This window comes from Demequina muriae, assembly GCF_030418295.1.
GTDB lineage: Bacteria > Actinomycetota > Actinomycetes > Actinomycetales > Demequinaceae > Demequina > Demequina muriae.
On record NZ_JAUHQA010000001.1, the window covers coordinates 935,209 to 959,386 of the forward strand.

Here is a 24,178-nt window from a genome sequence, read left to right on the forward strand (position 1 = left end):
TTAGGCGCGTCAGTCACGCCCTCTAGGGTACCGGCGCGCCCGCTGCGGCCGATGCGCGGGCACCGGTCGACGCGTCAGCTCAGGTCGAGAGCAAGATCCAGGATGGGACTCGAGTGCGTGAGCGCGCCCACCGACATGAAGTCGACTCCGGTCTCGGCCACGTCGCGCGCGCCGCTCAGGCTGAGTCCGCCGGTGGCCTCGAGTCGCACTCGGCCCACCTCGGGCTCCCGCTCGCGCACGCCCCGGACCAGGTCGCGCATCTGCTCGAGGGACATGTTGTCCAGCATGAGGAATCGTGCGCCTGCATCGATGGCCTCGTGCGCCTGAACGGCGCTCTCCACCTCGACCTGGATGGGCACGTCCGGGGAGTAGGCGCGGATCGCGTGGATCGCTCCCGCCACGGACCCGGCCGCGACGATGTGGTTGTCCTTGACCATGGCGCAGTCGAACAGGCCGAACCGCTTGTTCGTGCCGCCGCCCGCCCGCACCGCGTACTTCTCCAGCTCGCGCAGGCCCGGCGTGGTCTTGCGGGTGTCGAGCACGCGCGCTCCCGTCCCGTCGAGCGCATCGGCCCAGCGACGAGTGTGGGTCGCGATGCCCGAGGCACGCGACAGGAAGTTCAGCATGGTGCGTTCGGCGATGAGCACCACCTGCCCTGCACCCGAGACGTCGGCGACGGGGGCGCCTGCGTCGAGACGGTCGCCGTCGGAGGCGCGCAGGTGCACGGTGGGAACGGGAAGGTTGAGGCGCTCGGCGACCTGGTGGAGCGTCTCGGCGATCACGGGGATGCCCGCGACCACGCCGGCCTCTCGCACCACGATCTGACCCGTCACCACCGTGGACGCAGGAATGGTCGCCAGCGTCGTGACGTCGCGGCCGGGCTCAGCGCCGAGGTCCTCATCCAGCGCCTCACCCACCGATGAGGCGAGCCATGAGGCGCGCAGCCGGCGGTCCTGCGGAAGGTCTTCAGGCATGATCACGCCCACCAGAGTACGACCGTTCGGCGCGCTCACGGACCATGCCCACTGCGGCTTCGACACGCCAAGAGTGGCCGATGTCACACGAGAGAGGTACCGTCTGACGGTGGGGCGTGGTCGATCGACGACGGCGCTGAGGGACTGCACGCGGTGGCGCGCGTCGGCTGCGGTCGGCGCGCCGCCGCGTGCAGGCGAGTGGGCCGAGCCGACCCTGCCGCGGGCGCCGCTAGCCGAGTTCGAGCGGCGCGCGCATCAGCGCCAGTTCTCCATCGGAGTCCAGGGTGGCGGCCAGCCGCACTCGCCAGTGCGCATCGTCCGCCTCGGGGAAGTCCTCGCGCAGGTGTCCACCACGTGTCTCCTCGCGCTCGAGGGCCACCGCGGTCAGCACCGATGCGACGGCCAGGATGTTGCTCGTCTCCCACTCCGCGGTCTGCGGCGTCGGGGTGCGCAGCGCATCGGCGCGGAACTTGGCCCTCAGGGAGGCCAGTCGCTCCGCCGCGCGCTCGAGCTTGGCGGCCACCCGCACGGGGCCCGCGCCTCGGTGCGCGGCCGATTGGATCTGCGGCCGAGCCGTCGCCGGCACCAGCGCGGCCGGGCCGGAGCGCTCCACGGGCTCACGCTGGCTCACCACCCCGTCCGCCACGGCGCTCGCCGCATCGGCCGCCGCGCGGGTGGCGAAGACCAGGCCTTCGAGCAGCGAGTTCGACGCGAGCCGGTTCGCGCCGTGCACGCCGGTGCACGCGGCCTCGCCGATCGCATAGAGGCCGGCCTGGGTGGAGCGGCCGCGCAGATCGGTGAGGATGCCTCCTGAGTGATAGTGCTGGGCGGGAGCCACCGGGATGAGGTCCCGCGCCATGTCGATGTTCCGCTCTTCGAGTCGCTCCCAGATGGTGGGGAACCGGTCCTTGAGGAACCCTTTGCCGAGGTGGCGGCAGTCAAGGAAGACGTTCTCGGAGCCCTCGTCCTCCATCATCGCGACGATGCCCTTGCTCACCACGTCGCGGGGAGCGAGCTCGGCCATGGGGTGACGGTCGACCATGAACCGCTCGCCGGTGGCGTTGAGCAGGTGTGCGCCCTCTCCCCGCACGGCCTCGGAGATCAGCGGCTGCTGACCGCGAGCCGCGGAGCCCTGCCACAGCACGGTCGGGTGGAACTGCACGAATTCGAGGTCCGCGATCGCGGCGCCTGCGCGCAGCGCCGCCGCGAGCCCGTCGCCGGTGGCAGAAGCGGGATTGGTGGAGGACAGAAAGACCTGGCCGATGCCACCCGTCGCAAGGATCACGGACTTGGCGAGCGCGGCGCCCACGCCGTCGCGAGAACCCTCGCCGATGATGTGCAGGGTGACGCCGCACACGGGCCCGGGCCTGCCGTCGCCATCCGGGGCTGAGGTGAGCAGGTCCACCACCATGGCGTGCTCGATCACCTCGATCCCGGGGTCGTTCTCCACCGCCGCGAGCTGGGCGATGAGCGCCCGAGAGATCTCGGCTCCCGTCGCGTCGCCGCCCGCGTGCGCGATCCGGTCGCGCATGTGGCCGCCCTCCCGCGTCAGGGTGATATCGCCGTCGGGGCCGGTGTCGAAGTTGGCGCCGCGCGTGACGAGCTCCCGCACGCGGTCAGGGCCCTCGGTGACGAGCGCCCGCACGGCCTGCTCCGAGCACAGCCCGGCACCGGCGACGAGGGTGTCCTGCAGGTGCTCGTCGGGGGTGTCCTCGGGGTCGAGCGCCGCGGCGATGCCGCCCTGGGCCCACACGGTCGAGCCGGAGCTCAGCTCCCCTTTGGTCACCACCAGCACGCGATCGACCTTGGCGCGCAGCTCCAGCGCGGCGGTGAGGCCTGCGATGCCGGAGCCCACCACGATCACGTCGGCGTTGATGGTCCAGCCGGGCTGCGGCGCGGCGAGTCGGCGAACGAACGAACTCATGGGGTCAACCTACCGGCGACCCCTCCACGCCCTTCACTACGAACCGCTGCGGCGCCGACACTCCGAACTCAGCCCCCGCATCGGCCGGTATGGACGGCGTGTCAGGGGGAAATGGGGTTCGCAGTTGAAGGGCCTCGAGCGGGCTCAGGAGCGGAAGGCCTCCCAGCCCTTCTCGTGGAACTCGTGCACGGGCACGCCCGACCGCTCGAGGCCATACCCGTCGGGCACCGTGCCGGGGTCGTCGCATTCGGACACGATCCGGTTGTCGCCGTCCACGAACACCACGTGGGGCTCGAACGTGCGCGCCTCGTCGTCCGCGAGCATCCCGTACGCGATCACGATGATGGTGTCGCCCGGGTTCACGAGGTGGGCTGCTGCGCCGTTGATGCAGATCTGCCCGGTGTCGGGCTCGCCGGGGATCGCGTACGTCGTGAGCCGCGCTCCGTTGGTCACATCCACCACGTCCACCTGCTGGCCCGGGAGCAGATCCGCGCGCTCCATCAGCGTGGCGTCGATCGTGATCGATCCCACGTAGTGCAGGTCTGCCTGGGTGACGGTGGCGCGATGGATCTTCGCGATCATCATGGGCCTGACGAGGCTGGTCATGAGGGCGATCCTTCCGGTTCGATGAGGACGGACGTGTTGTCGATGAGCCGCGTTCCTCTCACGGTGGCCGCGACCGCGATCACGGCTTCTCCACGGTGATCCGCGGGCACCTCGTGCGCCGTCCGGGGGTCCAACGCCGCGACATAGTCCACGGTGATCCCGGCCGATGCGCGGGCTGCGCCTGCCAGCACGTCCATTCCTGAGCGGACAACGTCGGCGGCCGATGCGCCATTCCGGGCGGCCGCCTCCGCGGCGGCGAGCGCGCGGGACAGGGCGAGAGCGCTGTCGCGGTCGTCGGAGCTCAGGTGCGCGTTGCGGGAGCTGAGTGCCAGCCCGTCCGGGTCGCGCACCGTCGGCACCGCCTCGATCCGCACGGGGACGGCGAGGTCGCGGACCATGGTGCGCACGGCGATCACCTGCTGCGCGTCCTTGGCGCCGAACAGCGCGACGTCCGGCGAGGTGAGGTGCAGCAGCTTGAGCACCACCGTGAGCACTCCGTCGAAGTGGCCCGGACGGTGCTCTCCTTCGAACACGTCGCCGATGACTCCGGCGCTGACGGTCACGACCGGATCACCACCCGGATACATCTCGTCGACGGACGGCGCGAAGACCGCGTCCACGCCCTCGGCCGCCAGGAGCGCGCAGTCGGCTTCGAGCGTGCGCGGGTAGCGATCGAGGTCGCCGGGGTCGTTGAACTGCAGGGGGTTGACGAAGATCGTCACCACGACCTGGTCCGCGATCTGACGCGCGCGACGCACCAGAGTCAGGTGGCCCTCGTGCAGCGCCCCCATGGTCATGACGACGGCGCGAGTACCCTCGCTCGGCCGCTCGGGGAGCTCGGCGGCGGTCGGTGCCAGGATCATGGCGTGGCTCCTGTCATCAGTCGACTCCGAGCGTGGCGATGATGTCCGCGTACGCGGCCGGTCCGATGCGCCCGCCCGAGAGCGCGAGGTCCGCTGTCGCCCGAGCCATGGCCCGGTAGGCATGCAGAGTCTCCGGCTGGTCCGCGAGCGCAGCCAGGTGCGCCGCGATGGTGCCGGCGTCGCCGCGCACGACGGGGCCGGTCAGCGACGCGACGGCGCCAGGCGCGTCGGTGAGCGCACCCTCGACCGAGGCGTGCACCAGCGGCCCCAGCACGCGCCCGGGCTCCTCCACGCCGATGCGCGCGAGCTGGGCACTGGCCTGGGTCACCGCAGTGACGACGTGGTTCGCGCCGTGCACCAGCGCCGCGTGATACGCGGGCCGCGAGGCGTCGTCGATCACCAGCGGCTCGCCGCCCATCTCCACCACGAGCGCCTGGGCGATCGGCAACAGCGGGGCGGGCGCGGACACGGCGAACACCGCATCCGACAGCCGCTCCAGGTCCAGCGAGGTCCCGGTGAACGTCATGGCGGGGTGAATCGCGAGAGGGAGCGCTCCCGCCGCGATCGCATCGGCCAGCGCTTCCGTCCCGTAGCGCCCCGAGGTGTGCACCACGATCTGCCCCGCGCGCCACGCGCCCAGCGATGCCAACCCGGCAGCGACGGGACGGATCTGGTCGTCAGGCACGGTCAGCAGCACCAGGTCGGCCTGCCCGACCAGGACGTCGGGCTCGACCACCGGCACGCCCGACAGCAGCGCATCGATCCGGTCCCGTGACTCCTCGGAGACCCCCGTCGCTCCCACGATGTCGTGACCCGCACGTCGGAGCGCCGCGCCCAGCACCGCGCCCACGCGGCCGGCGCCGAGGACGCCGATCGCGAGCCGTCCGGGCCTACTCACGTATGCCCACCGCCGACATCCACTGCTCAGGGGTCTGGCGGCGGCGCCCCTCGGCGGCCCGCTGCGCCTGCGAGTCGAGCAGCGCAAGCGCATCGTCGACGTCCAGGTGCTCGGCGACGGGCTTGACCGGTCCGTTGGTGGAGTGCACCACGAAGGTCGCGAGCCCGCGCCGTCGCTGCAGCGCACCCTGCTGCAGCTGCAGGGATTGAGTGCGCTCGTGCGGCACCACGAACATCTCTCGCGACAGCCGGCCGCGCCGGATCAGCAGCGCCCGGTCCGTCGCGCGGACGCCGCGCTGACGCCACTGGATCGGGTCGAACAGCCGCGCCCGTCGCGGAGACGGGATGAATCCGTGCTCGTCTCCCGAGCCCGAGAGCGCCGTCGACACGGTGCCGGCCGGGTCGGGGTCGCCCAGGTCCGGCAGCACGAGCCACAACGCTGTGAGCGCATCCTGGCGCGAGCCGACGGGCAGCAGAGTCGACACGTTCTCCTGATCGTCCTGGTAGCCCGCGACGTTGATGGTGACGCGCCACCAGTCCTTGTGGCGCCACAGCAGCGTCTGATGGAAGCGCACCGCCTGCACACGTCCCGGGGGCACCGTCTGGCGTCGCGTCTCGAGCGCTCCGTGCCGCAGCCGGATCCCGTCGGGTGACAGCGCGGCCTTGAAGCCGAAGCCGGAGTTGAAGCGCGACCAGAAGTACCCGAGGAGCGCAAACGCAGCGGGCAGCACGGTGAACAGGCTCGCGCCCACCGTCACAGCGAGGATGTCGCCGAGGTCGATCGGCAGTGCGAGGACCGCAATGCCGACCAGCGCCGGGACGGTGACGATGAAGATGAACGGACCCGACAGCACGATGGACAGCGCCAGCCGGCTGAGCGGCACCGCGTAGACCTCGCGCTCAGGCGCGGCCGGCGTCTCCGCCTCGCCCTGCGGCATCCCGGCGATGTCGCGCAGGGAGGCCTCGCCCGCGTAGGCGACGCCCGCATCGGCCGCGTGTCCCGTCTCGGACTGGGCGGCGATGGCATCGACCGTCGCCTCCTTGCCTGCCGCCTTGGCGCGCTTCACGCCGGCGGCGAGGGCGAGCAGCTCGTTGCGCATCGCCTCGGCGTCGCCGAGCCGCAGGTACTCGAGCGCGATGCCGGAGTTCTCCCCGCCGGCCACCTCGATCCGCAACACGGCGAAGCCGAAGATCCGTGCGAGCAGCGGCTGCACCACGTCGACGGCCTGCAGGCGGTCCAGGCGGGCCTGGCGCTGCTGACGGAACACGATGCCCTTGCGCTGGTGGACGGCCTCGTCGCCGAGCCGGTACTGATTGACGCGCCACTGGAGATACCCGAAGCCGATGGTCACGCCCAGGATCACGAACGCTCCGAGCGCGAACCAGCCGATCGAGCTCGTGAGGGCGTGCGCGATCTCGACCGCGTACTCATCCGGACCGGACCAGCTCGGAGCGTAGTTGTAGAGCATGACCGATCCGACGACGCCGAGGACGGCCCATCCGCCCAGGAGCGGAGAGATCGGGTGCAGCCGGTGCCATTCGCGGGGTGCGCGATACACCGTGCGCCGCGAGGCAGGGGCAGCGTGCTCCGGCGCCCCAGGGGTCGCGGCCTCGGGCTCGCCGGTCACAGTCCCGCCAGCTGCGCTTCGCCCCGCGAGGTGAGACGGTCGCGCAGACGCGCGGCCTCGGCCTCGGGCACGCCCGCGATGTTCGCGTCAGTGCCGGGCGAGGCCGTGTGGAGCTGGACGCGGGCGATGCCGAAGGCACGCGCGAGCGGCCCCGACTCGACCTCGACGTACTGCATGCGGCCGTACGGCACCACGGTGACGGTGCGCAGGATGCGACCACGCTTCACCACCAGGTCGTCCTCACGCTCCGCCCACGCATGCGCCGTCACCTGACGCACGATCACCCAGGCGCTCCAGATCATCGCGATCAGCAGCGCCCCTGCTCCCGTCCACACCCACGGACTCGTGAGCGCGCCGAGCACGATCAGGCCGATCAGCGGAATGCCCAGCCACAGGGCCATCGTGATCAGGCGTGCGTAGATGAGAGTGCGGGAGACGTACTGCCACGGGGCGTCGTCGGGCTCGAACCAGGTCATGGGCTCAGTCTGCCAGCCGCCGGCACCGTGCCGCGCGCCGACCCGTGATCAGGCGGTGGAGGGTTCCGTGCGGTCGCCGCGATCATCGTCGCCGTGGTGGCGACACCACCGCTCTGCGATGGCGCCCGCCGCCAGCAGTGCCCCACCCGCGACCGCCCCGAGCAGCGCCGAGATGACGACCTCGCGGCGCGGTCCGTGAGACCACTCGTCGAGCAGCCCGACCCCGTACCCGGCGAAGGCGCCCACCAGGATCGCGCCGGTGTACGCGCACGCCTGCGCGAACACGGCGGTGCGCGCCGCGCGAATGGGATCGAGACCGGGCTTGTCGCCCTTGACGTAGCGACGTACCTGCCAGCCGAGCCACAGCGCGGAGGTGCCGGCCGCCGCACAGACGACGAGCACGGTCCACGGCACGCGCTCAGGCGTCGCGCCGCCGCGCTCCATCACGAGCGTCACCAGCCACGTGAGCACCAGAGAGCACAGCGCCACGAGCGTGAGCCGCTGCCACGTGAGGTACGACAAGAGTCTGGCTACTGGTGCCCGGAGTGGCCGGACTCGTCGGCGGGAGGAGTCTGCCGTGCCACGCCGAACGAGGCGCGGCGCGGCACGCCGGGCTGCGAGGGTGCGGACGGTGCGCTCGGCCGATGCTCGGGCCCGGGCTCGGGGGCGTGTTCGCCCTGGCTCGGCTCGGGTGCGCCGGGCGCAGGCGACGCGGCCGAAGGCTGCTCGGGCTGCCAGTCGGCGACCTCGGGCTCGAGGCGCGGCGTGGGCGTCGCCTCAGCGGACCGCTGGGCCGGCGCGGACGGGACGGACGGCGCGGACGCGGGTGAGAGCGCATCGGGCGCAGGGACGTGCGGCCACTGGGGCCCGACGACCGTCACGCCGTCGAACGCAGCCTGGCGGGCCAGGTCAGCGACACGCCCGTACGGCTCGAGCGTCGCGTCGGGCTCCATGTGGGCCCACGGCAGCAGGACGAACCCACGGAGATGAGCACGCGGGTGCGGCAGCGTGAGATCGGGGCTCTCCCCCGTCACGCCGTCGTAGGTGATGAGGTCGAGGTCGAGCGTGCGCGCCGAGCCCGGCACCGTGCGGTCGCGGCCGTAGAGCATCTCGATCCCATTGCACGCGGCGAGCAGCTGGCGAGGCGCGAGCGACGTGTGAATGCGGGCCACCGCGTTGAGATAGTCGGGCTGATCGGCGCCGCCTTCGGGCACGGACCTCACCAGCGGCGAGGCGGCGCGCACCTCGACCCCGGGGACGCGATGCAGCGCGGCGAGCGCTTCGCGGAAGGTCGGCTCGACATCGCCCAGATTGCCGCCCAGCGCGATGACGGCGGGCACCGGCTGTGCGGGGCGCTCGTCCATGATGTCGCGCGCCGGCCCGGCGCCCGGGTCCAGCGGGTCGTCGGAGAACCCCGCGGAGGAGCCGATGCGCTTGTCCGCGGAGAGCGAGCCGTCGCGCAGGTCGCGGCGAATGGTGATCGTCACGTCCTTGAACTCCACGTGCAGCGGCGCCTGCGGCTTGTGGACCGTGACATCCACGCATTCGGCGCCCTCGATCTCGAGCAGTTCGCGAGCGATGTGCTCGGCCACCGCCTCGATGAGCTTGAACGGAGAGCCCGCGAGGATCTCCGCGGTGCGGTCCGCGACCTCGGAGTAGTTGACCGAGCGCGACAGATCGTCGCCGACGGCGGCAGTCCTGGTGTTCACGTGAACGACCACGTCGGCCAGGAACAGCTGGCCGTCCTCGCGCTCGTTCGCGTTGACGCCGTGATATCCGGAGACCCGGATGCCGCGCACCGCGATCTGGTCGAACTCGATGCCGTCTCTGACGTAGGGCCTCGCTGCTGTGGTCATAGCCTCATCGTTGCCGTTCGAGCGCGTTCTGCCAAGCGGACACGACCTGGATGGCGTCTCGCGCCGCTCTCGCATCGTGCACGCGCACGCCCCACACGTCCTGCTGGGCGCACAGCGTGGTGATCGCGGTGGTGGCGTGGTCGCGCGCCGCGGGGTCCGCGTCGGGGACGCCGTCGCGTGCGATCGCGGCGCCGACGAACCGCTTGCGCGACGCGCCCACCAGGATCCGCGGGCCCATCGCTCGGAGCACGTCGAGGTGCGCGAGCAGACCCCAGTTCTCGTCCGTTCCCTTGCCGAAGCCCAGGCCCGGATCGATGACGATGCGGTTCGAGTCGACACCTGCGTCCTGGAACGCGCGCACGCGCTGGAGCAGTTCGTGGCGCACCTCTGCGACCACGTCCCCGAACGCGTCGGGAGCATCGATCTGGTCATCGAAGGCACGCCAATGCCCGGCGATGTACTCGCACTCGAGCTCTGCCACGATGCGCGTCATCTCGGGGTCCGCGAGCCCGCCCGAGACGTCGTTGACGTACCGCGCGCCGGCGTCCACCGCAGCCCGCGCGGTGCGCGCGCGCATGGTGTCGATCGACACGGTGATTCCCTCGCCCGCCAGCGCCTCCACGACTGGCAGCACCCGAGTGACCTCCTCGCCAGGGTCGACCCTCGTCGCGCCCGGACGGGTGGACTCGCCGCCCACGTCGACGATGTCCGCGCCCTCCGCAGCGAGCGCCATCCCCCTGGCGATGGCCGCATCGGCCGTGTGCCAGCGACCGCCGTCGCTGAAGCTGTCCGGAGTGACGTTGAGGATGCCCATGACGAGCGTCACGGCGGCCTACTTCCCGACGATGAGGCTCATCGCCTCGGCGCGCGTCGCCACGTCGCGCATCACGCCTCGCACCGCACTCGTGACCGTGCGCGAGCCCGGCTTGCGGATCCCCCGCATCGACATGCACAGGTGCTCCGCCTCGACGACGACGATGACGCCGCGGGCCCCGAGGTGCTCCACCAGCGCATCGGCGACCTGGGTCGTGAGACGCTCCTGGACCTGAGGGCGGCGCGCGTACATCTCAACCAAGCGAGCCAACTTGCTCAGTCCTGTGATGCGGCCGTCCTCGCCCGGGATGTACGCGACGTGGGCGACCCCGTGGAACGGCACCAGGTGGTGCTCGCACATCGAGTACAGCTCGATGTCCTTGACGAGGATCATCTCTTCGTGGCCCAGCTCGAAGACCGCGCTCAGCACGTCCTCGGGGTTCTGGGTCAGACCCGCGAAGAACTCGTCGTAGGCGCGCGCGACCCGGGCGGGGGTGTCCTTCAGCCCGTCACGGTCCGGGTCCTCGCCGATGGCGATCAGGAGCTCACGGACGGCGGCCTCGGCTCGCTCGGTGTCGACGCCGCGCCCGGCCGATGCGGGACGCTGGGGCTCCTCGTCGACCGGGGAGTGGCGCGTACCGCTCGGGGCGCACGGGGAAGGCTGGGCGACCCCCGCATCGGCCGACCGGTCGCTGCGTGACTGCTCGCTCATGGTCGCCACGCTACTCGGCGCCGTCCTGAGTCTCGATGGGGGCGTCCACGGACTCGGTCGGGAGCGCATCCTTCGGCTCCTCCTTGGGTGGCGGCGGCGCGGTCACGGGCTTCTTGCGGGGCGCGGTCTTGGGCGCCCAGTCGCCGCTCACCCAGTGCTTGCGCCGGGCGACCTGCTTGACCTTGGTGAAGATCTCCGCGAGTTCCTTCTCGTTGAGAGTCTCCTTCTCGAGGAGCTCCGTCGCGAGCTGGTCCAGCACTCCGCGGTTCGCCTGGAGGGCCTTGGTGGCCTCCTCCATGGCGTTGTCCATGAGTTGGCGAACCTCGGAGTCGACTTTCGCGGCCAGCGTCTCCGAGTAGTCGCGCCCATGGCCCATGTCGCGGCCCAGGAACACCTCGCCGGAGCTGCCGGCCAGGCGCACGGACCCGACCTCGGGCGACATGCCGTACTCCGTGACCATCTGCTTGGCGATCTCGGTGGCCTGCGAGATGTCGTTGCTCGCGCCGGTCGAGGGATCGCCGAACACCAGCTCCTCCGCCACGCGTCCACCCATCGCGTAGGCGAGGTTGTCGAGCAGCTGGTTGCGGGTCTTCGAGTATCGGTCCTCCTGCGGCATCACCATCGTGTAGCCGAGAGCGCGGCCGCGGGGCAGGATCGTGACCTTGGTGACCGGGTCCGTGTGGTTCATGGCGGCAGCCACCAGCGCATGCCCGCCCTCGTGGTACGCCGTCACGGCCTTGTCGTGGTCGTTCATGATCCGGGTGCGCTTCTGCGGGCCGGCGATGACGCGATCGATCGCCTCGTCGAGCTCGGAGGGGCCGATGAGGGTGAGATCGCGGCGCGCCGTCAGCAGCGCCGCCTCGTTCAGCACGTTCGCGAGGTCAGCACCGGTGAAGCCCGGGGTGCGCCTCGCCATCAGGGTCAGATCGACCTCGGGGGCGATGGGCTTGCCCTTGGCGTGGACCTCGAGGACCTTCTGACGACCCTTGAGGTCGGGCGCGTCCACGCCCACCTGGCGGTCGAAGCGGCCCGGACGCAGAAGCGCCGGGTCGAGGATGTCGGGGCGGTTGGTCGCCGCGATCATGATGACGTTCGTGTTGGCGTCGAAGCCGTCCATCTCGACCAGCATCTGGTTGAGGGTCTGCTCGCGCTCGTCGTGGCCGCCGCCCATGCCGGCGCCACGGTGGCGACCCACCGCATCGATCTCGTCGACGAAGATGATCGCCGGGGCGTTCTTCTTGGCCTGCTCGAACAGGTCGCGCACGCGGCTGGCGCCCACACCCACGAACATCTCGACGAAGTCGGAGCCGGAGATGTGGAAGAACGGCACGCCGGCCTCGCCCGCGACGGCGCGCGCGAGCAGCGTCTTTCCGGTTCCCGGGGGGCCGTAGAGCAGCACGCCCTTGGGGATCTTGGCGCCCACGGCCTGGAACTTGGCCGGGTTCTCGAGGAACTCCTCGATCTCGCGCAGCTCGTCGACCGCCTCTTCGACACCGGCGACGTCGTCGAACTTCACGGTCGGGGTGTCGGGCGTGACCAGTGAGGCCTTGGACTTGCCGAACTGCATGAGCCGGCCGCCGCCGCCCTGCATGCTCGACATCAGGTACAGGATCACGCCGAGGATCAGCAGGATCGGGAGGAACGTGAACAGCAGCGTCGTCCAGATGCTGGTCTGAGGCACCTCGGAGTCGTAGCCGCCCTCCGGGGCCGCGGTCCGGACAGCATCGACGATCTCCTCGCCCTGCGGCGCGGTCCAGAAGAACTCGATCTGGGCGGGGTAGTCGGCCCAGCCCTCGGGGGCGTCCTCCGGGAGCTCCGCGGCCCAGTTCTCGACGAGCGTCAGCTGCACGCGCTGATCCCCGTCGATGATCTTCGCCTGCTCGACCAGCCCGGCATCGAGGATCTCGAGGCCTGTCGACGTGTCGATGCGCTTGACTTCGGGCGCGAATAGCGAGGACACCAGCCAGCCCGCCAGGACGGCGATCAGGACGAGGGGGATGATGCGGCGCAGGGTGAGTGCCTTTTTCATGGTGGTACAGAGCCTACGCGAGTGCGCAGGGCCGATTTCAAGGTTTCGCTGACGGCGTGGGGACGCTCCCGTCCGACAGTTTGAACCAAACGAAGCGCGACACGCCGACTACAAGAGCGACCGCCAACCCGACACGCGCGCAGCTGCCGCGATCTTGGTTCGAACTGTCGGGGATAGACGGCCGATGCGCAGGAGTGTCGCAACAACGTCCGCCACGATCTCGTGGGGCCTTTCCGCGGCGTCATGGAACATGTAGCGCAAAGTGGGATACCCCTGAGTCGTCGCGGCTCGGTCTCGGTCGCCGTCGCGGGCGCGCGCTTCCTCCCCCGAATGGAACGCCTGCGAGTCGATCTCGACCACCACCACGCCCTCCACGAGGAAGTCGACTCGGCCCACGCCGCTGAGTCGGAACTGAGGCACCACGGTGAGGCCCGCCTCCACCATCTCGACCCGTGCGCACGTCTCTGAGAGCGACTCAGCCCGCGCATCGGCCATCCGAGCGAGCCAGCGACGACGGTCGGAGGAACCGTAGACGAACCCCTGGATCGCACGCAGGTCGAGCGCCCCGACCCGGAGTGCGGCATCGATGAGTGCGAGTTGTTCGCGCGGTCCGCAGCAGAGCGCGGCGAGGTCGATGTGGTCCGCGGCCGTCCGCGGCATCGCTGGCACACGATGGACGACGACCTCCCGCACGGGTCGCTGCCGGACATGGCCCATCCCGCGCGGTTGGGGTACCGCGAGATGGACGGACCCAGGACTCGGGTAGACAGGCAGGGAGGCATCAGTGCACCACGACAGACAGCACACCTCACCGCGGAAGATACTCGCAAGCACGGTCGGCCGAGGTGTCAACGGGAGTGCGAACACACCGCGATGGGGTCGGAGGACGGTGCCGTCGCGGCAAGCATCCAGCAGCGTGCTGCGAGCGACGCCCGCTCGCTGGAGCTCAGTCCACCTCGCGACGCCTCGTCGTCGTTGCAGCGCTCGCACGGGGTCCACCGCGCGAGCCTGTCGCGCAGGGGATCACGCCTGCGCGATGCTGCCCGTCGGGCCGTGGATAGAACACCGTCAGCGCCGCCAGTGGACGTCGCGCGGGGCCCCTCCCCGACAGTCTGCACCAATCGCGGGCCGACACACCGAGTAACCTGCGTCAGATCCACGCGACCCGCAGGGCTTCGGACGGGTCTTGGTTCAAACTGTCGTGGCGGGGCGGGCTCGGTCGGCGGCCGAGGGGTCAGTCTCCGTAGACCGCCGGGTTGAGGATCGCCACGAACGGCAGCGTCCGATACCGCTCCGCGTAGTCGAGGCCGTAGCCGACGACGAACTCGTTGGGGATCTCGAAGCCCAGGTACTTGACCGGGACCTCGACCTGGACGGCGTCGGGCTTGCGCAGCAGCGTCATCACCTCGACCGAGGCGGCGCCGCGCGAGCGCAGGTTTCCCAGCAGCCAGTGCAGCGTGATGCCGGTGTCGATGATGTCCTCCACGATGAGCACGTGGCGCCCGCTCAGATCGGCGTCGAGGTCCTTGAGGATCCGCACCACGCCGGAGGACTTGGTGCCCGAGCCGTAGGACGACACGGCCATCCAGTCCATCTGCACCGTGGGCGGCATGCGCCGCGCGAGGTCTGCCATCACCATGACAGCCCCCTTGAGAACGCCGACGAGCAGCAGGTCCTTGCCCTCGTAGTCCTCGCGGATCTGAGCCGAGAGAGCGTCGAGCTTGCGAGAGATGTCGTTCTCGCTGACGATCACCTTGGTGAAGTCGTCCATGTCGTACTGGGGTTCCACGGCTGCTCCTCAGGGCGTCCTGAGCGTGCTCAGGTGCGGGGACTCGGGCGGGCGATGACCAGCCTGCCATATTCACGGCGCGCCTCGTAGCCCCCGGGAAGGGCCACGCCGCCCTGTCCGCGGAAGCCGGTGACGAGCTGATCGATCGCGACGACGTGGGCCGCCGTCAACGGGCCCGCGCCACGGTTCTCGGCGAGCATCTTGATCATGCGAGAACGGATCGCGTCCGGCAGGGCGGCGAGCATGTCGCACCGCCACTCCTCGCCCCGCACCTCGGAGACGCTCGCCCCCATCGCGGAGCGCGCCTGCCGGTCGAGCTCGTCCGCATCGGCCTGCAGCAGCGCCGCCGACCGCGCCAGGCCCGAGACGACGCCAGGGCCCAGGACGTCGACGAGCGCGGGCATCACCTTGGTGCGCAGCGCCGACCGCTTGGGCCCGTCGGACACATAGTTGGACGGGTCGTGCCACGGGTCGAGCCCCAGCGCCTGACACGCGGCGATCGTGTCCTTGCGGCGCAGCGACAGCAGCGGACGGATGATGCGACCGCGCCGCGCCGGGATCCCCGACAGGGCCCGTGCCCCCGAGCCGCGAGCGAGTGCGAGCAGGACGGTCTCCGCCTGGTCGTCCATGGTGTGCCCCGTGAGCAGCACCGGCGACAGCCCGCCCTCGGCGTCCATGCGGTTGTTGAGCGCGGCGTATCGGGCGTTGCGGGCCGCCGATTCGAGTCCCCCCTCGCGCCCCACCTTCACCGTCTCGATGAACACATGATGGAGTCCGGCCCTGCGAACCTCTGCCGCCGCACGCTCGGCCACCGCCGCGGAGTCGCTCTGCAGGCCGTGGTCCACGATGATCGCGCCGGTGAGGTAGCCCTCCTTGCGGCCCACGAACGCCGTCGCCGCGGCGAGCGCCAGCGAGTCGGGCCCGCCCGAGCACGCGACCCAGACGCGGGTGCCGATCTCGGACTGGTCGAGGGCGGCGCGCACCGCCGTGCGCAGCGCGGCGACCGAGGGGTGGGGGCCGGTCATCGACGCCTCCCCGGCACGGCCGATGCGCGGGCCGGCTTCCCGTGCCGCGCGCGGCCGTGCTCTCCGCTAGGGCTCACAGCCACAGTCTGCCAAAGCCGTGACCATCTCGTCGAAGGCGACGCGGGGCGCGACGGGGCCGTAGGGCATCCCGTCGGCGAGGATCGCGAAGGCGAGCAGCCGACCATCGGCCGTCTGCACGGTTCCCGCCAGCGCCGTCACTCCGGTGAGCGAGCCGGTCTTGGCCCGCAATGCGCCAGCCGCCGACGTGTCGGCGTACCGAGAACCGACGGTGCCCTCGAGGCCTCCGACGGGCAGCCAGTCGAGGAGATCCTGGGTGGGCTCCGCGGCGAGCGCGGCGGTGATGGCGCCCGTCAGGTGCTCCGGGGACACCCGGTTGCGCTCGGAGAAGCCCGCACCGTCGTGCAGCACGAGTCCGCGCACCGGCGCACCGATGCCGTCCAGACCCGCGATGGTGGCCTGCGCCGCGCCCGCCGGCGTCGTGGGGCGGTCGGTCTCGAGCGCGTGCACGCGGGAGACGACCTCGGCGATCGTGTTGTCGGAATCCCGCAGCAGCAGATGGGCGACGTCGCTCAGCGGCGCGCTCTGCACCGATGCGACGGCCGATGCGGTGCCGGGGCTGGCGGCGCGCGTCACGCCCTCGGCGATGGTCGCGCCCCGCTCGGACAGGGCCGCCGCGAGGTGATCGCCCGCAGCGATCGACGGGTCCGGATAGCGCTGCGAGTACTGCTCGTCGCCGGTGCGCGCGACGTCCACGGCGAGACCGGTGGCGCCCACGACGTATCCGTTGTCGAGTGCGTACTGGGGCCAGTCGGGGTTCACCGCGGGACCCTCGAAGGCCGTGTCGTCCACGGCGATCGTCACGGCACCGCCGGACAGCACGTCGGGTGCCGCCAGGACCACGGCATCGGCCAGATCGGCGATGCCGGCGTATCCGTTCGCGTCGACGCCGTCCCCGCCGTGCCCTTCCCCTGCCGCCAGCATCATGTCGCCGCCCGCGACGAGCGTCACGACGCGTCCGGCCGGCTCCCACGTCACGGTGGTCGTCATGCGGTGGTCGGGACCGAGATCGGCGATGGCGCTCACGGCGGTCAGCAGCTTCGTCGACGAGGCGGGCACCTGCACGTCATCGGCGTCGAGGTCCGCCAGCACGTCGCCGGTCACCACGTCCACGACCGACACGTTCGTGGACGTGCCCGTGCGCTCGTCAGCGCGGACCGCCTCCGCGAGCGACTGGACGTAGTCCGCGGACGGACGTGGCGCATCGGCGCTCACCACGGAGACGGCCGATGCGGGGGCCGAGGCCGCGGAGACGGGCAGCGGCGAGAGGAACGGGGCGGGCGCCACCGGGACGGGCTCCGCCGTGATCCACCCGGGGACGACGTCGTAGGCATCCGCGACGGCGTAGGCACCAGCCCCACCCATCACGACGGCGGGGACAAGAATCCCCGCCAGCACCTTCCTGCGCACGCGTCACCTCCGGACTTACGACACACTAGTACCCAGCAGCACACTCCCCGACGCGAGGTAGAACATGGAATTCAATGTGACGATCGAGATCCCTAAGGGATCACGAAACAAGTACGAGGTGGACCACGAGACGGGCCGCATCATCCTCGATCGCATGTTGTTCACCTCCACTCGGTATCCCGACGACTACGGGTTCATCGACGGCACTCTCGGCCAGGATGGCGATCCCCTCGACGCGCTCGTCCTGCTGGAGGAGCCCACGTTCCCCGGCTGCATGATCCGTTGCCGCGCGCTCGGCATGTTCCGCATGAGCGACGAAGCCGGCGTGGACGACAAGGTGCTGTGCGTGCCCATGGGCGACCAGCGTCAGGCGTGGCGTCAGGAGCTCACGGACATCTCCGACTTCCACCGCCTCGAGGTGCAGCACTTCTTCGAGGTCTACAAGGACCTCGAGCCTGGCAAGTCCGTCGAGGGCGCGACCTGGGAGGGCCGCATCGAAGCAGAGGCCGAGATCCAGCGCTCCTTCGAGCGCGCCCAGGGCACTGCCTTCGAGCACATGAACCCGCTCAACCCGCCAGCCGGGCACTGACCCGAGCCGGGTCCGTGGGCTCGGCGCTCACAGCGCCAGACGGTCCACCGGGATGGTGACAGCGCTCGACTGCGACGGTTGACCCGCGCCTGGAGTGCGGCTCCACATTCGCAGCGTGAGGCCATCCGTCAGCTCGGCGCGCTCCGCCAGGGTGAGCTGGAAGGTCGCCTCGGCGAGCCCCCCGGCCGGCACGCGTCCGTGATGCGTGAGTGCGACGGTGGCGCGATCGTCCAGCGCCATGATGGTGAAGCTCCATCCTTCGGCGGGCTCGCACCAGCCCGCGGCTGACGCGCTGTCGTGGGCGAGGCACGCCGCCGGCACGTCGAACGTGACGTCGATGCCGGATGCGCCTCCGTGCTCCACGTCCCAGTGCTCGACTCCGACGGTCACCACGAGCGTGTGAGGCCTGCCGAGCAGTCCGTGCTGAGCGAAGGTGCGGTCCGGCCGAATGCGCACGTGCCCCGTCGCGGGGCTGACGCCCGGCACCGCGGAGTGACCGGCACCCACCGGCGCGGAGTGCACGACTCTCAACGCCTGGCGACGCCACAGCGCTCCGCCCGTCAGCCCATCGGCAGCGACAGGATGCGGGATTCGTGACTCGATCATGGGGACCTTTTCTCGCGGGGATCAGATTCACCACGTGGGACGGTCGGCGCCGCAGGTGATGACGAGGAAACCCCCACGAAGTGAGACATCTCATGTCGAAACGTCTCGGCGTGTCGCGGAGAGCCGGGCGTGTCGGCCCGGGAGTCGAACACGCGCCGCCCGGCGGTGCAGCGGTGCACGAGCACAGGGCCGATGCGCGGCCCGGCCTGGTGGCGCGAACGGACTACGGGCGGCCGATGTACGGCATCATGTCGCCGACGGCCCACGAGTACAGGCTGCGCTGCTGCGCAGGCTTGCCGTGGGTCTGGGCCTCCATGATCTGGCCGTTGCCGATGTAGATCGCGACGTGATAGATCGCCGATGCGCTGCGGTTCGATCCCCAGAACACCAAGTCGCCCTTGCGCAGCTGCGAGTACGGCAGCTTCGAGACTCCGGCGTACTGAGTGCCCGACGAGCGCGGGATCGAGATCCCGGCTGTGCGCCATGAGGCGGAGGTCAGCCCGGAGCAGTCGTAGGCCGGGCCATTGCCGCCCCATGCGTACGGGGCGCCCTTGAGCGTCAGCGAGTGCGAGGCGGCTCGAGAGCCCTGCGATGCGCTCGAGCGCCACGAGTTCGTGGGCTCCGGTTCGGGCTCAGGCTCCGGCTCCGGCTCCGGCTCGGGCTCAGGAGCCGGGTCAGGGTTCGACGGCTGCTGCGGCTCGGGGTCCGCAGTCTCGGTGGGGCGGGGGTTCGGCGCAGGCGTCACGGGGTTGTCGATCGGCGATGAGCCGCCCCCGTTCGAGCCACTGTTGTTCGAGCCACCGCTGTCCGACGCGGGGGGCGGCGTCGACTGCTCGGCGCGCTCCTGCTCCTCCTGGAACTGGGCCTGCTGTCGCGCCGCGCGCTCCGAGGCGAGTCCGTTCTGTCGCTCCTGCTCGAGCTCCGCGGTGACCCCGCGCATCTCTGCCAGTCGCGTGACCGCCGCGGCACGTGCCGTCGCGGCGTCTCCGACCGCACGTTCGGCGGACTCGCGAGCGCCCTTGGCGGTCTCGAGCGCGGTGGCGGCGTCCCCGGCTGCCTTCTCGGCGGTCACCGCGGCCTGCTCGGCGTACTCGCGCGTGGTCGCGGCGACGATTTCGGCGGCCTGGACCTGCTGCACGGTCGAGTCGGCATCGGCCGATGCGCGGGCGAGCCCCTCGGTACGGGTCATGACCTCGTCGAACCCGTCGGACTTCACGATCGCCTCGATGTTTCCCATCGAACCGGCGTTGCGGTAGGACGCCATCGCGACGGCGGCGAGCCCGGTCTTGGCCTCTGCCAGTGCGGCGTCGGCTTCATCGGCGCGGTTGTTGGCGGCGTAGAGCTGGCGCTCGGCGGCCACCGCGGCATCCTGGGCGAGGTGATAGTCCTCGTCGGCGAGGCGCGCGGCGACATCGGCCTGGTGCAAGGCGTCTTCGAGCTGGGCGATCGCGGCATCGAGCTGGGCGACTCCGGTGGCGGCGTCCGAGGCGGCGGCCTGAGCGGCAGCGATCTCGTCCTCGCCCGGGTAGTCAGCGGCGCGGGCAGGCGCGATGGGGAAGGCCACGAGCGCGGTGAACGCGAGCGCGATCACGAGCCCCATCGTGCCCACCGACTGGGGTGCACGGCGGAGCGTGTGCCATCGCGACATGTCGCCTGCCTTCTGAAGATCCATCGTTGTCACATGTGTCACATGCATCACATGAGACTCACCTGTCAAAGAGTAAACGCCGTTCTCACATCTGGCTACCCCCTGTGAGAAAGCGGACAGACTGCGCCACCGCATCGGCCTCGCGCGATCCCCTAGTGTGGCCGCATGGATGACGACGGCATCGAGACCGAGGCCTGGGCCGCCGACGAAGGCCCGGCCATCGGCGCCCCCATCCCCGCATCGGCCGCGTGGCGCGAGGGAGACCACCCTGGTCGCCGCCGATTCTTCGCCCTGGGAGACCTAGCGCTCGAGGCCGACCCCATGGGCGTGCTGCCGGACGTCACGCTCGCGTACGAGACCTGGGGCGACCTGAACCCGGCGAAGGACAACGCGGTCTACATCGCCCACGCTCTGACCGGCGACAGTCACGTCTGGGGCCCTGCAGAGGACGGCCACATCACCGGCGGCTGGTGGAACGCGATGGTGGGGCCGGGCCGGCCCATCGACCCCGAGCGCCACTTCATCGTGTGTGCGAACGTCGTCGGCGGGTGCCAGGGCACCACCGGCCCGGCGAGCGCACACCCGGGCGACGGCCGGCCGTGGGGCTCGCGCTTCCCCTACGTCACCATGCGCGACATGGTGAACGCCGAGATCGCGCTCGCCGATCACCTCGGGGTCGACCGCTGGCGCCTCATCACCGGGCCGTCCATGGGCGGCATGCGCGCGATCGAGTGGACCGTCATGGCGCCCGGGCGCGTGGGCGCGATCGCTCCTGTGGGCTCCACCGCCGCCGTGACCGCGGACCAGATCGCGTGGTCCACCACTCAACTCGCGGCCATCGCCGCGGACCCCAAGTACCGCGACGGCGACTACTACGACGCCGCCGATGGGGATGGGCCGCATGTCGGCCTGGGGATCGCGCGCATGATCGCCCACACCACGTATCGATCCGAGCGCGAGCTCGCGGACCGGTTCGGCCGCTCGTATCAGGGCGACTCGGACCCGCTCGGCAAGGGCGGGCTCTTCGCGGTGCAGAGCTATCTGCAGCATCACGCGCGCAAGCTCGCGCGCAGGTTCGACGCGAATACCTATGTACGTCTGGCGCAGGCGATCCAGAGCCACGACGTGGGGCGCGACCGCGGTGGGGTCGAGACGGCCTTGGCCCGCTACACCGACCCCGCTCTCGTGATCGCCGTCGACTCGGACCGTCTCTACCCGCTGAAGAACTCTCAGCGCCTCGACTCGGCGCTGTCCGGCTCCGACGGCGTCAAGGTGGTGCACTCCCCGGTGGGCCACGACGGCTTCCTGGTCGAGTCCGGCCAGCTCAACGCCTTCATGCAGGAGTTCGAGCGGTCGTTGTAGGACGGCCGATGCGGGGGCGGAGCGAGCCGCTCGGTGCGCCGGGGCGCGACCAGGTTTGGCAGCTTCCGACCCCGTGTCCTACACTCGCCAGCATGTTCCGTCGAATGTGTCGCTGACCAGCGCACGTTCGGCGTGCGCCCACACGGGCGCGCCTCACCATAGGCGAACCGCTCCCGGCATCGAGCCGGCAGCTGCCCCGCGGGCACACCCTTCGTGACACCAGGCCCGAGCATGGGCCGTGGGCCAGCGGCGATCCCGTGGCGGCCGACGGGTGATGACGGGCACCACTCCCACTCCATCGCCACTCCCGGCACCCACCACCCAAGGAGCACCGCATGTCCACCGAATGGGCCTTCGAGACCAAGCAGATCCACGCCGGCCAGAATCCTGACCCGGCCACCGGCGCTCGCGCGCTGCCGATCCACCAGACCACCTCGTTCGTCTTCGAGGACACGAACCAGGCCGCCGCACGCTTCGCTCTGGCGGAGCTGGGCCCCATCTACACGCGCATCGGCAACCCGACGCAGCAGGCCGTCGAGGACCGCGTCGCGGCGCTCGAGGGCGGCGTGGGCGCACTGCTGCTCGCGTCGGGCTCCGCGGCCAACACGATCGCGATCCAGAACCTGGCCGAGGCCGGCGACCACATCGTGTCGTCTCCGTCGCTCTACGGCGGCACGTACAACCTGTTCCACTACACGCTTCCTAAGTTCGGCATCGAGGTCTCGTTCGTGGAGAACCCGGACGACCCCGAGTCGTGGCGCGCCGCGGCCCGGCCGAACACCAAGGCGTTCTTCGGCGAGTCGATCTCCAACCCCAAGCAGGACGTCCTGGACATCGAGGCCGTCGCGACGGTCGCGCACGAGATCGGCGTGCCGCTCATCATCGACAACACCGTGGCCTCGCCCTACCTCGTCGAGCCCCTCAAGTGGGGCGCGGACATCGTCACGCACTCGGCGACCAAGTACCTGGGCGGTCACGGCACGGCCATCGGCGGCGTCATCGTCGACGGCGGATCGTTCGACTACGCGCAGCACCCCGACCGCTTCCCGCAGTACAACACCCCCGACCCGAGCTACCACGGCCTCGTCTACGCACGGGACCTGGGCGTGGGCTCGGCCTTCGGCGCCAACCTCTCCTTCATCCTCAAGGCACGCGTGCAGCTCCTGCGCGACACCGGGCCCGCGATCTCGCCGTTCAACGCGTTCCTCATCGCCCAGGGCCTCGAGACGCTGTCGCTGCGCATCGAGCGTCACGTCGAGAACGCCGTGACCGTGGCGGACTACCTCGAGAGCCGGGACGACGTGCTGTCCGTCGCCTACTCGGGGCTCGCCTCGTCGCCGTGGCACGCGCTGCAGCAGAAGTACGCCCCGCGCGGCGGCGGCTCCGTGCTCGCATTCGAGATCGCCGGCGGCAAGGAGGCCGGTCAGGCCTTCGTCGACGCCCTCGAACTGCACTCGCTGGTGGCCAACATCGGCGACGTGCGCTCGCTCGTGATCCACCCCGCGACCACCACCCACTCGCAGCTGACTCCGGAGGAGCAGGCAGCCGCAGGCGTGACGCCCGGGCTGGTGCGCCTGGCGGTCGGCATCGAGCACATCGGCGACATCCTGGCCGACCTCGAGCTGGGCTTCGCGGCGGCTGCAGTCGTCCGCGAAGGCGCCGGAGAGACCGCCGGGGTCTGATCCATGGCCGCAACCGGGGCGCCGTGGGCGCCAGCAGACATCGCGAGCGGCGAGCTGCCGCGCGCGACCGCTGCCTGGCGCCCCGGCGACCCGGTGGGCCGCCGCCAGTTCCTGGACATCGCCTCGCTTCCTCTCGAGGCCGATGCGCGGGGGGCGCTCGACGTGACGCTGGCCTACGAGACCTGGGGCGAGCTCAACGCCGCGCGCGACAACGCGGTCTACGTCGCGCATGCCTTCACGGGCGACAGCCACGTGCTCGGCCCTGCCGGGCCGGGACACGCCGGCCCCGGCTGGTGGCCAGGGCTCGTGGGCCCGGGACGGGCCATCGACCCTGACCGGCACTTCATCGTCTCCGCCAATGTGGTGGGCGGGTGCCAGGGCACCACGGGACCCGCACACCCACACCCCGACGACGGCCACGCGTGGGGCTCGCGCTTTCCGTGGGTCACGGTGCGCGACATGGTCGGCGCGGAGGCACGGCTTGCCGATGCGCTGGGCATCGACCGCTGGCGTCTGGTGATCGGGCCGTCGCTCGGCGGGCTGCGGGCGCTCGAGTGGGCGGCCTCGTTTCCGGACCGCGTTCAGGGAATCGGCGTCATCGGCGCCACCGCCGCGACCACCGCGGATCAGATCGCGTGGGGCTCCGCTCAGGCGCACGCCATCCGGCTGGACCCCGGCTTTCGCGGCGGCGACTACTACGACGTCGACGACGGCGCGGGGCCCCACCGCGGTCTCGCCCTGGCGCGCGAGATCGCGCACACCACCTACCGAACGTCCGCCGAGCTCGACGCGCGGTTCGGTCGCACCGTCCAGCACGGCGATCCCTTGACGCCCGATGGCCAGTTCGCGGTGCAGAGCTACCTGGCCCACCACGGCACCAAGCTGGTCGGCAGGTTCGACGCGAACTCGTACCTGCGCATGATCCACGCCGTGGACACCCACGACGTGGGGCGCGGTCGGGGCGGCGCCGCCCATGCGCTGTCGGCCTTCGCGGGCCAGGCGCTGGTGGTCGCGGTGGACTCCGACCGCCTCTACCCCGTCGACGATGCGCGCCGCACCGCGGCGGCGCTCGGCAGGGACACCGCGGTCACCGTGCTCGAGGCCGCCAGCGGCCACGACAGCTTCTTGGCCGACTGGCCGGAGCTGGCGCAGGAGGTCGCCGCGTTCGAACGCGGGCTGTGAGCGGGTTCCGCACCCGGCAGTTCAGCGGG

The 24,178-nt window shown here is 71.0% G+C and carries 22 protein-coding genes and 1 pseudogene; 4 read left to right on the plus strand and 19 right to left on the minus strand.

Going from position 1 to position 24,178, the window contains the following annotated elements; translation table 11 throughout:
- Window positions 1–74: 74 nt before the first annotated feature.
- From nadC to dacB, 17 genes and pseudogenes are all read right to left on the minus strand, one after another.
- The gene (gene nadC, locus QQX02_RS04335) at window positions 75–974 is read right to left on the minus strand and encodes a carboxylating nicotinate-nucleotide diphosphorylase (RefSeq protein ID WP_301143658.1); all 900 of its coding nucleotides are present in this window, start codon (window positions 972–974) and stop codon (window positions 75–77) included.
- A gap of 229 nt (window positions 975–1,203) precedes the next feature.
- Entirely contained in the window at window positions 1,204–2,898 is a 1,695-nt protein-coding gene (locus QQX02_RS04340; protein WP_301141467.1) for an L-aspartate oxidase, read from the minus strand.
- A gap of 144 nt (window positions 2,899–3,042) precedes the next feature.
- Entirely contained in the window at window positions 3,043–3,504 is a 462-nt protein-coding gene (gene panD, locus QQX02_RS04345; protein ID WP_301141469.1) for an aspartate 1-decarboxylase, read from the minus strand.
- A complete protein-coding gene (panC, locus tag QQX02_RS04350; RefSeq protein WP_301141471.1) occupies window positions 3,501–4,367 on the minus strand; it encodes a pantoate--beta-alanine ligase in 867 nt (288 codons plus the stop codon). The genes panD and panC overlap by 4 nt, the downstream gene beginning before the upstream one ends.
- 16 nt (window positions 4,368–4,383) lie before the next feature.
- Entirely contained in the window at window positions 4,384–5,265 is an 882-nt protein-coding gene (locus QQX02_RS04355) for a Rossmann-like and DUF2520 domain-containing protein (RefSeq protein ID WP_301141473.1), read from the minus strand.
- Window positions 5,258–6,892 carry a PH domain-containing protein gene (locus QQX02_RS04360; protein ID WP_301141475.1) on the minus strand — a complete coding sequence of 545 codons (1,635 nt, stop codon included), beginning with the start codon at window positions 6,890–6,892 and terminating at the stop codon, window positions 5,258–5,260. The genes QQX02_RS04355 and QQX02_RS04360 overlap by 8 nt, the downstream gene beginning before the upstream one ends.
- Window positions 6,889–7,368, minus strand: a complete 480-nt coding sequence (locus QQX02_RS04365; RefSeq protein ID WP_301141477.1) for a PH domain-containing protein — start codon at window positions 7,366–7,368, stop codon at window positions 6,889–6,891. Before QQX02_RS04365 ends, QQX02_RS04360 begins: the two co-directional genes overlap by 4 nt.
- 48 nt (window positions 7,369–7,416) lie before the next feature.
- Window positions 7,417–7,890, minus strand: coding sequence for a DUF3180 domain-containing protein (locus QQX02_RS04370; protein ID WP_301141479.1), 474 nt, complete (start codon window positions 7,888–7,890; stop codon window positions 7,417–7,419).
- An 8-nt stretch (window positions 7,891–7,898) separates the two neighbouring features.
- Complete coding sequence (gene folK, locus QQX02_RS04375; protein WP_301141480.1) at window positions 7,899–9,224, minus strand: 2-amino-4-hydroxy-6-hydroxymethyldihydropteridine diphosphokinase; 1,326 nt, start codon at window positions 9,222–9,224, stop codon at window positions 7,899–7,901.
- A gap of 4 nt (window positions 9,225–9,228) precedes the next feature.
- A complete protein-coding gene (gene folP / locus QQX02_RS04380; RefSeq protein WP_301141482.1) occupies window positions 9,229–10,050 on the minus strand; it encodes a dihydropteroate synthase in 822 nt (273 codons plus the stop codon).
- 6 nt (window positions 10,051–10,056) lie between these two features.
- On the minus strand, window positions 10,057–10,749 hold the full coding sequence (gene folE / locus QQX02_RS04385) for a GTP cyclohydrolase I FolE (protein WP_301141484.1): 693 nt from the start codon (window positions 10,747–10,749) through the stop codon (window positions 10,057–10,059).
- 10 nt (window positions 10,750–10,759) lie between these two features.
- On the minus strand, window positions 10,760–12,778 hold the full coding sequence (ftsH, locus tag QQX02_RS04390; protein WP_301141486.1) for an ATP-dependent zinc metalloprotease FtsH: 2,019 nt from the start codon (window positions 12,776–12,778) through the stop codon (window positions 10,760–10,762).
- A 108-nt stretch (window positions 12,779–12,886) separates the two neighbouring features.
- The gene (locus tag QQX02_RS04395; protein ID WP_301141489.1) at window positions 12,887–13,438 is read right to left on the minus strand and encodes a putative endonuclease domain-containing protein; all 552 of its coding nucleotides are present in this window, start codon (window positions 13,436–13,438) and stop codon (window positions 12,887–12,889) included.
- Window positions 13,439–13,642: 204 nt separating this feature from the next.
- Window positions 13,643–13,777: pseudogene (locus tag QQX02_RS13410) on the minus strand (type IV toxin-antitoxin system AbiEi family antitoxin domain-containing protein); the annotation flags it as partial.
- Window positions 13,778–14,012: 235 nt separating this feature from the next.
- On the minus strand, window positions 14,013–14,549 hold the full coding sequence (gene hpt, locus QQX02_RS04400; RefSeq protein WP_301143660.1) for a hypoxanthine phosphoribosyltransferase: 537 nt from the start codon (window positions 14,547–14,549) through the stop codon (window positions 14,013–14,015).
- Window positions 14,550–14,596: 47 nt separating this feature from the next.
- Entirely contained in the window at window positions 14,597–15,592 is a 996-nt protein-coding gene (gene tilS, locus QQX02_RS04405) for a tRNA lysidine(34) synthetase TilS (protein WP_301141492.1), read from the minus strand.
- Window positions 15,593–15,658: 66 nt separating this feature from the next.
- Entirely contained in the window at window positions 15,659–17,080 is a 1,422-nt protein-coding gene (gene dacB, locus QQX02_RS04410) for a D-alanyl-D-alanine carboxypeptidase/D-alanyl-D-alanine endopeptidase (protein ID WP_301141494.1), read from the minus strand.
- Window positions 17,081–17,144: 64 nt separating this feature from the next.
- Between dacB and QQX02_RS04415 the strand changes: the two genes are divergently transcribed.
- On the plus strand, window positions 17,145–17,669 hold the full coding sequence (locus QQX02_RS04415; RefSeq protein ID WP_301141495.1) for an inorganic diphosphatase: 525 nt from the start codon (window positions 17,145–17,147) through the stop codon (window positions 17,667–17,669).
- Between the two features lie 27 nt (window positions 17,670–17,696).
- On the opposite strand, the gene QQX02_RS04420 is transcribed toward QQX02_RS04415, so the two are convergent.
- A complete protein-coding gene (locus QQX02_RS04420) occupies window positions 17,697–18,275 on the minus strand; it encodes a hypothetical protein (RefSeq protein WP_301141497.1) in 579 nt (192 codons plus the stop codon).
- Between the two features lie 223 nt (window positions 18,276–18,498).
- Window positions 18,499–19,947 (minus strand): C40 family peptidase, encoded by a 1,449-nt coding sequence (locus tag QQX02_RS04425; protein WP_301141499.1) that lies wholly within the window; start codon window positions 19,945–19,947, stop codon window positions 18,499–18,501.
- Window positions 19,948–20,088: 141 nt separating this feature from the next.
- Between QQX02_RS04425 and metX (QQX02_RS04430) the strand changes: the two genes are divergently transcribed.
- From metX (QQX02_RS04430) to metX (QQX02_RS04440), 3 genes are all read left to right on the plus strand, one after another.
- Complete coding sequence (gene metX, locus QQX02_RS04430; protein WP_301141500.1) at window positions 20,089–21,285, plus strand: homoserine O-acetyltransferase MetX; 1,197 nt, start codon at window positions 20,089–20,091, stop codon at window positions 21,283–21,285.
- Window positions 21,286–21,620: 335 nt separating this feature from the next.
- Complete coding sequence (locus tag QQX02_RS04435) at window positions 21,621–22,967, plus strand: bifunctional o-acetylhomoserine/o-acetylserine sulfhydrylase (protein ID WP_301141502.1); 1,347 nt, start codon at window positions 21,621–21,623, stop codon at window positions 22,965–22,967.
- 3 nt (window positions 22,968–22,970) lie between these two features.
- Window positions 22,971–24,149, plus strand: a complete 1,179-nt coding sequence (gene metX / locus QQX02_RS04440) for a homoserine O-acetyltransferase MetX (protein WP_301141504.1) — start codon at window positions 22,971–22,973, stop codon at window positions 24,147–24,149.
- Window positions 24,150–24,178: the final 29 nt, after the last annotated feature.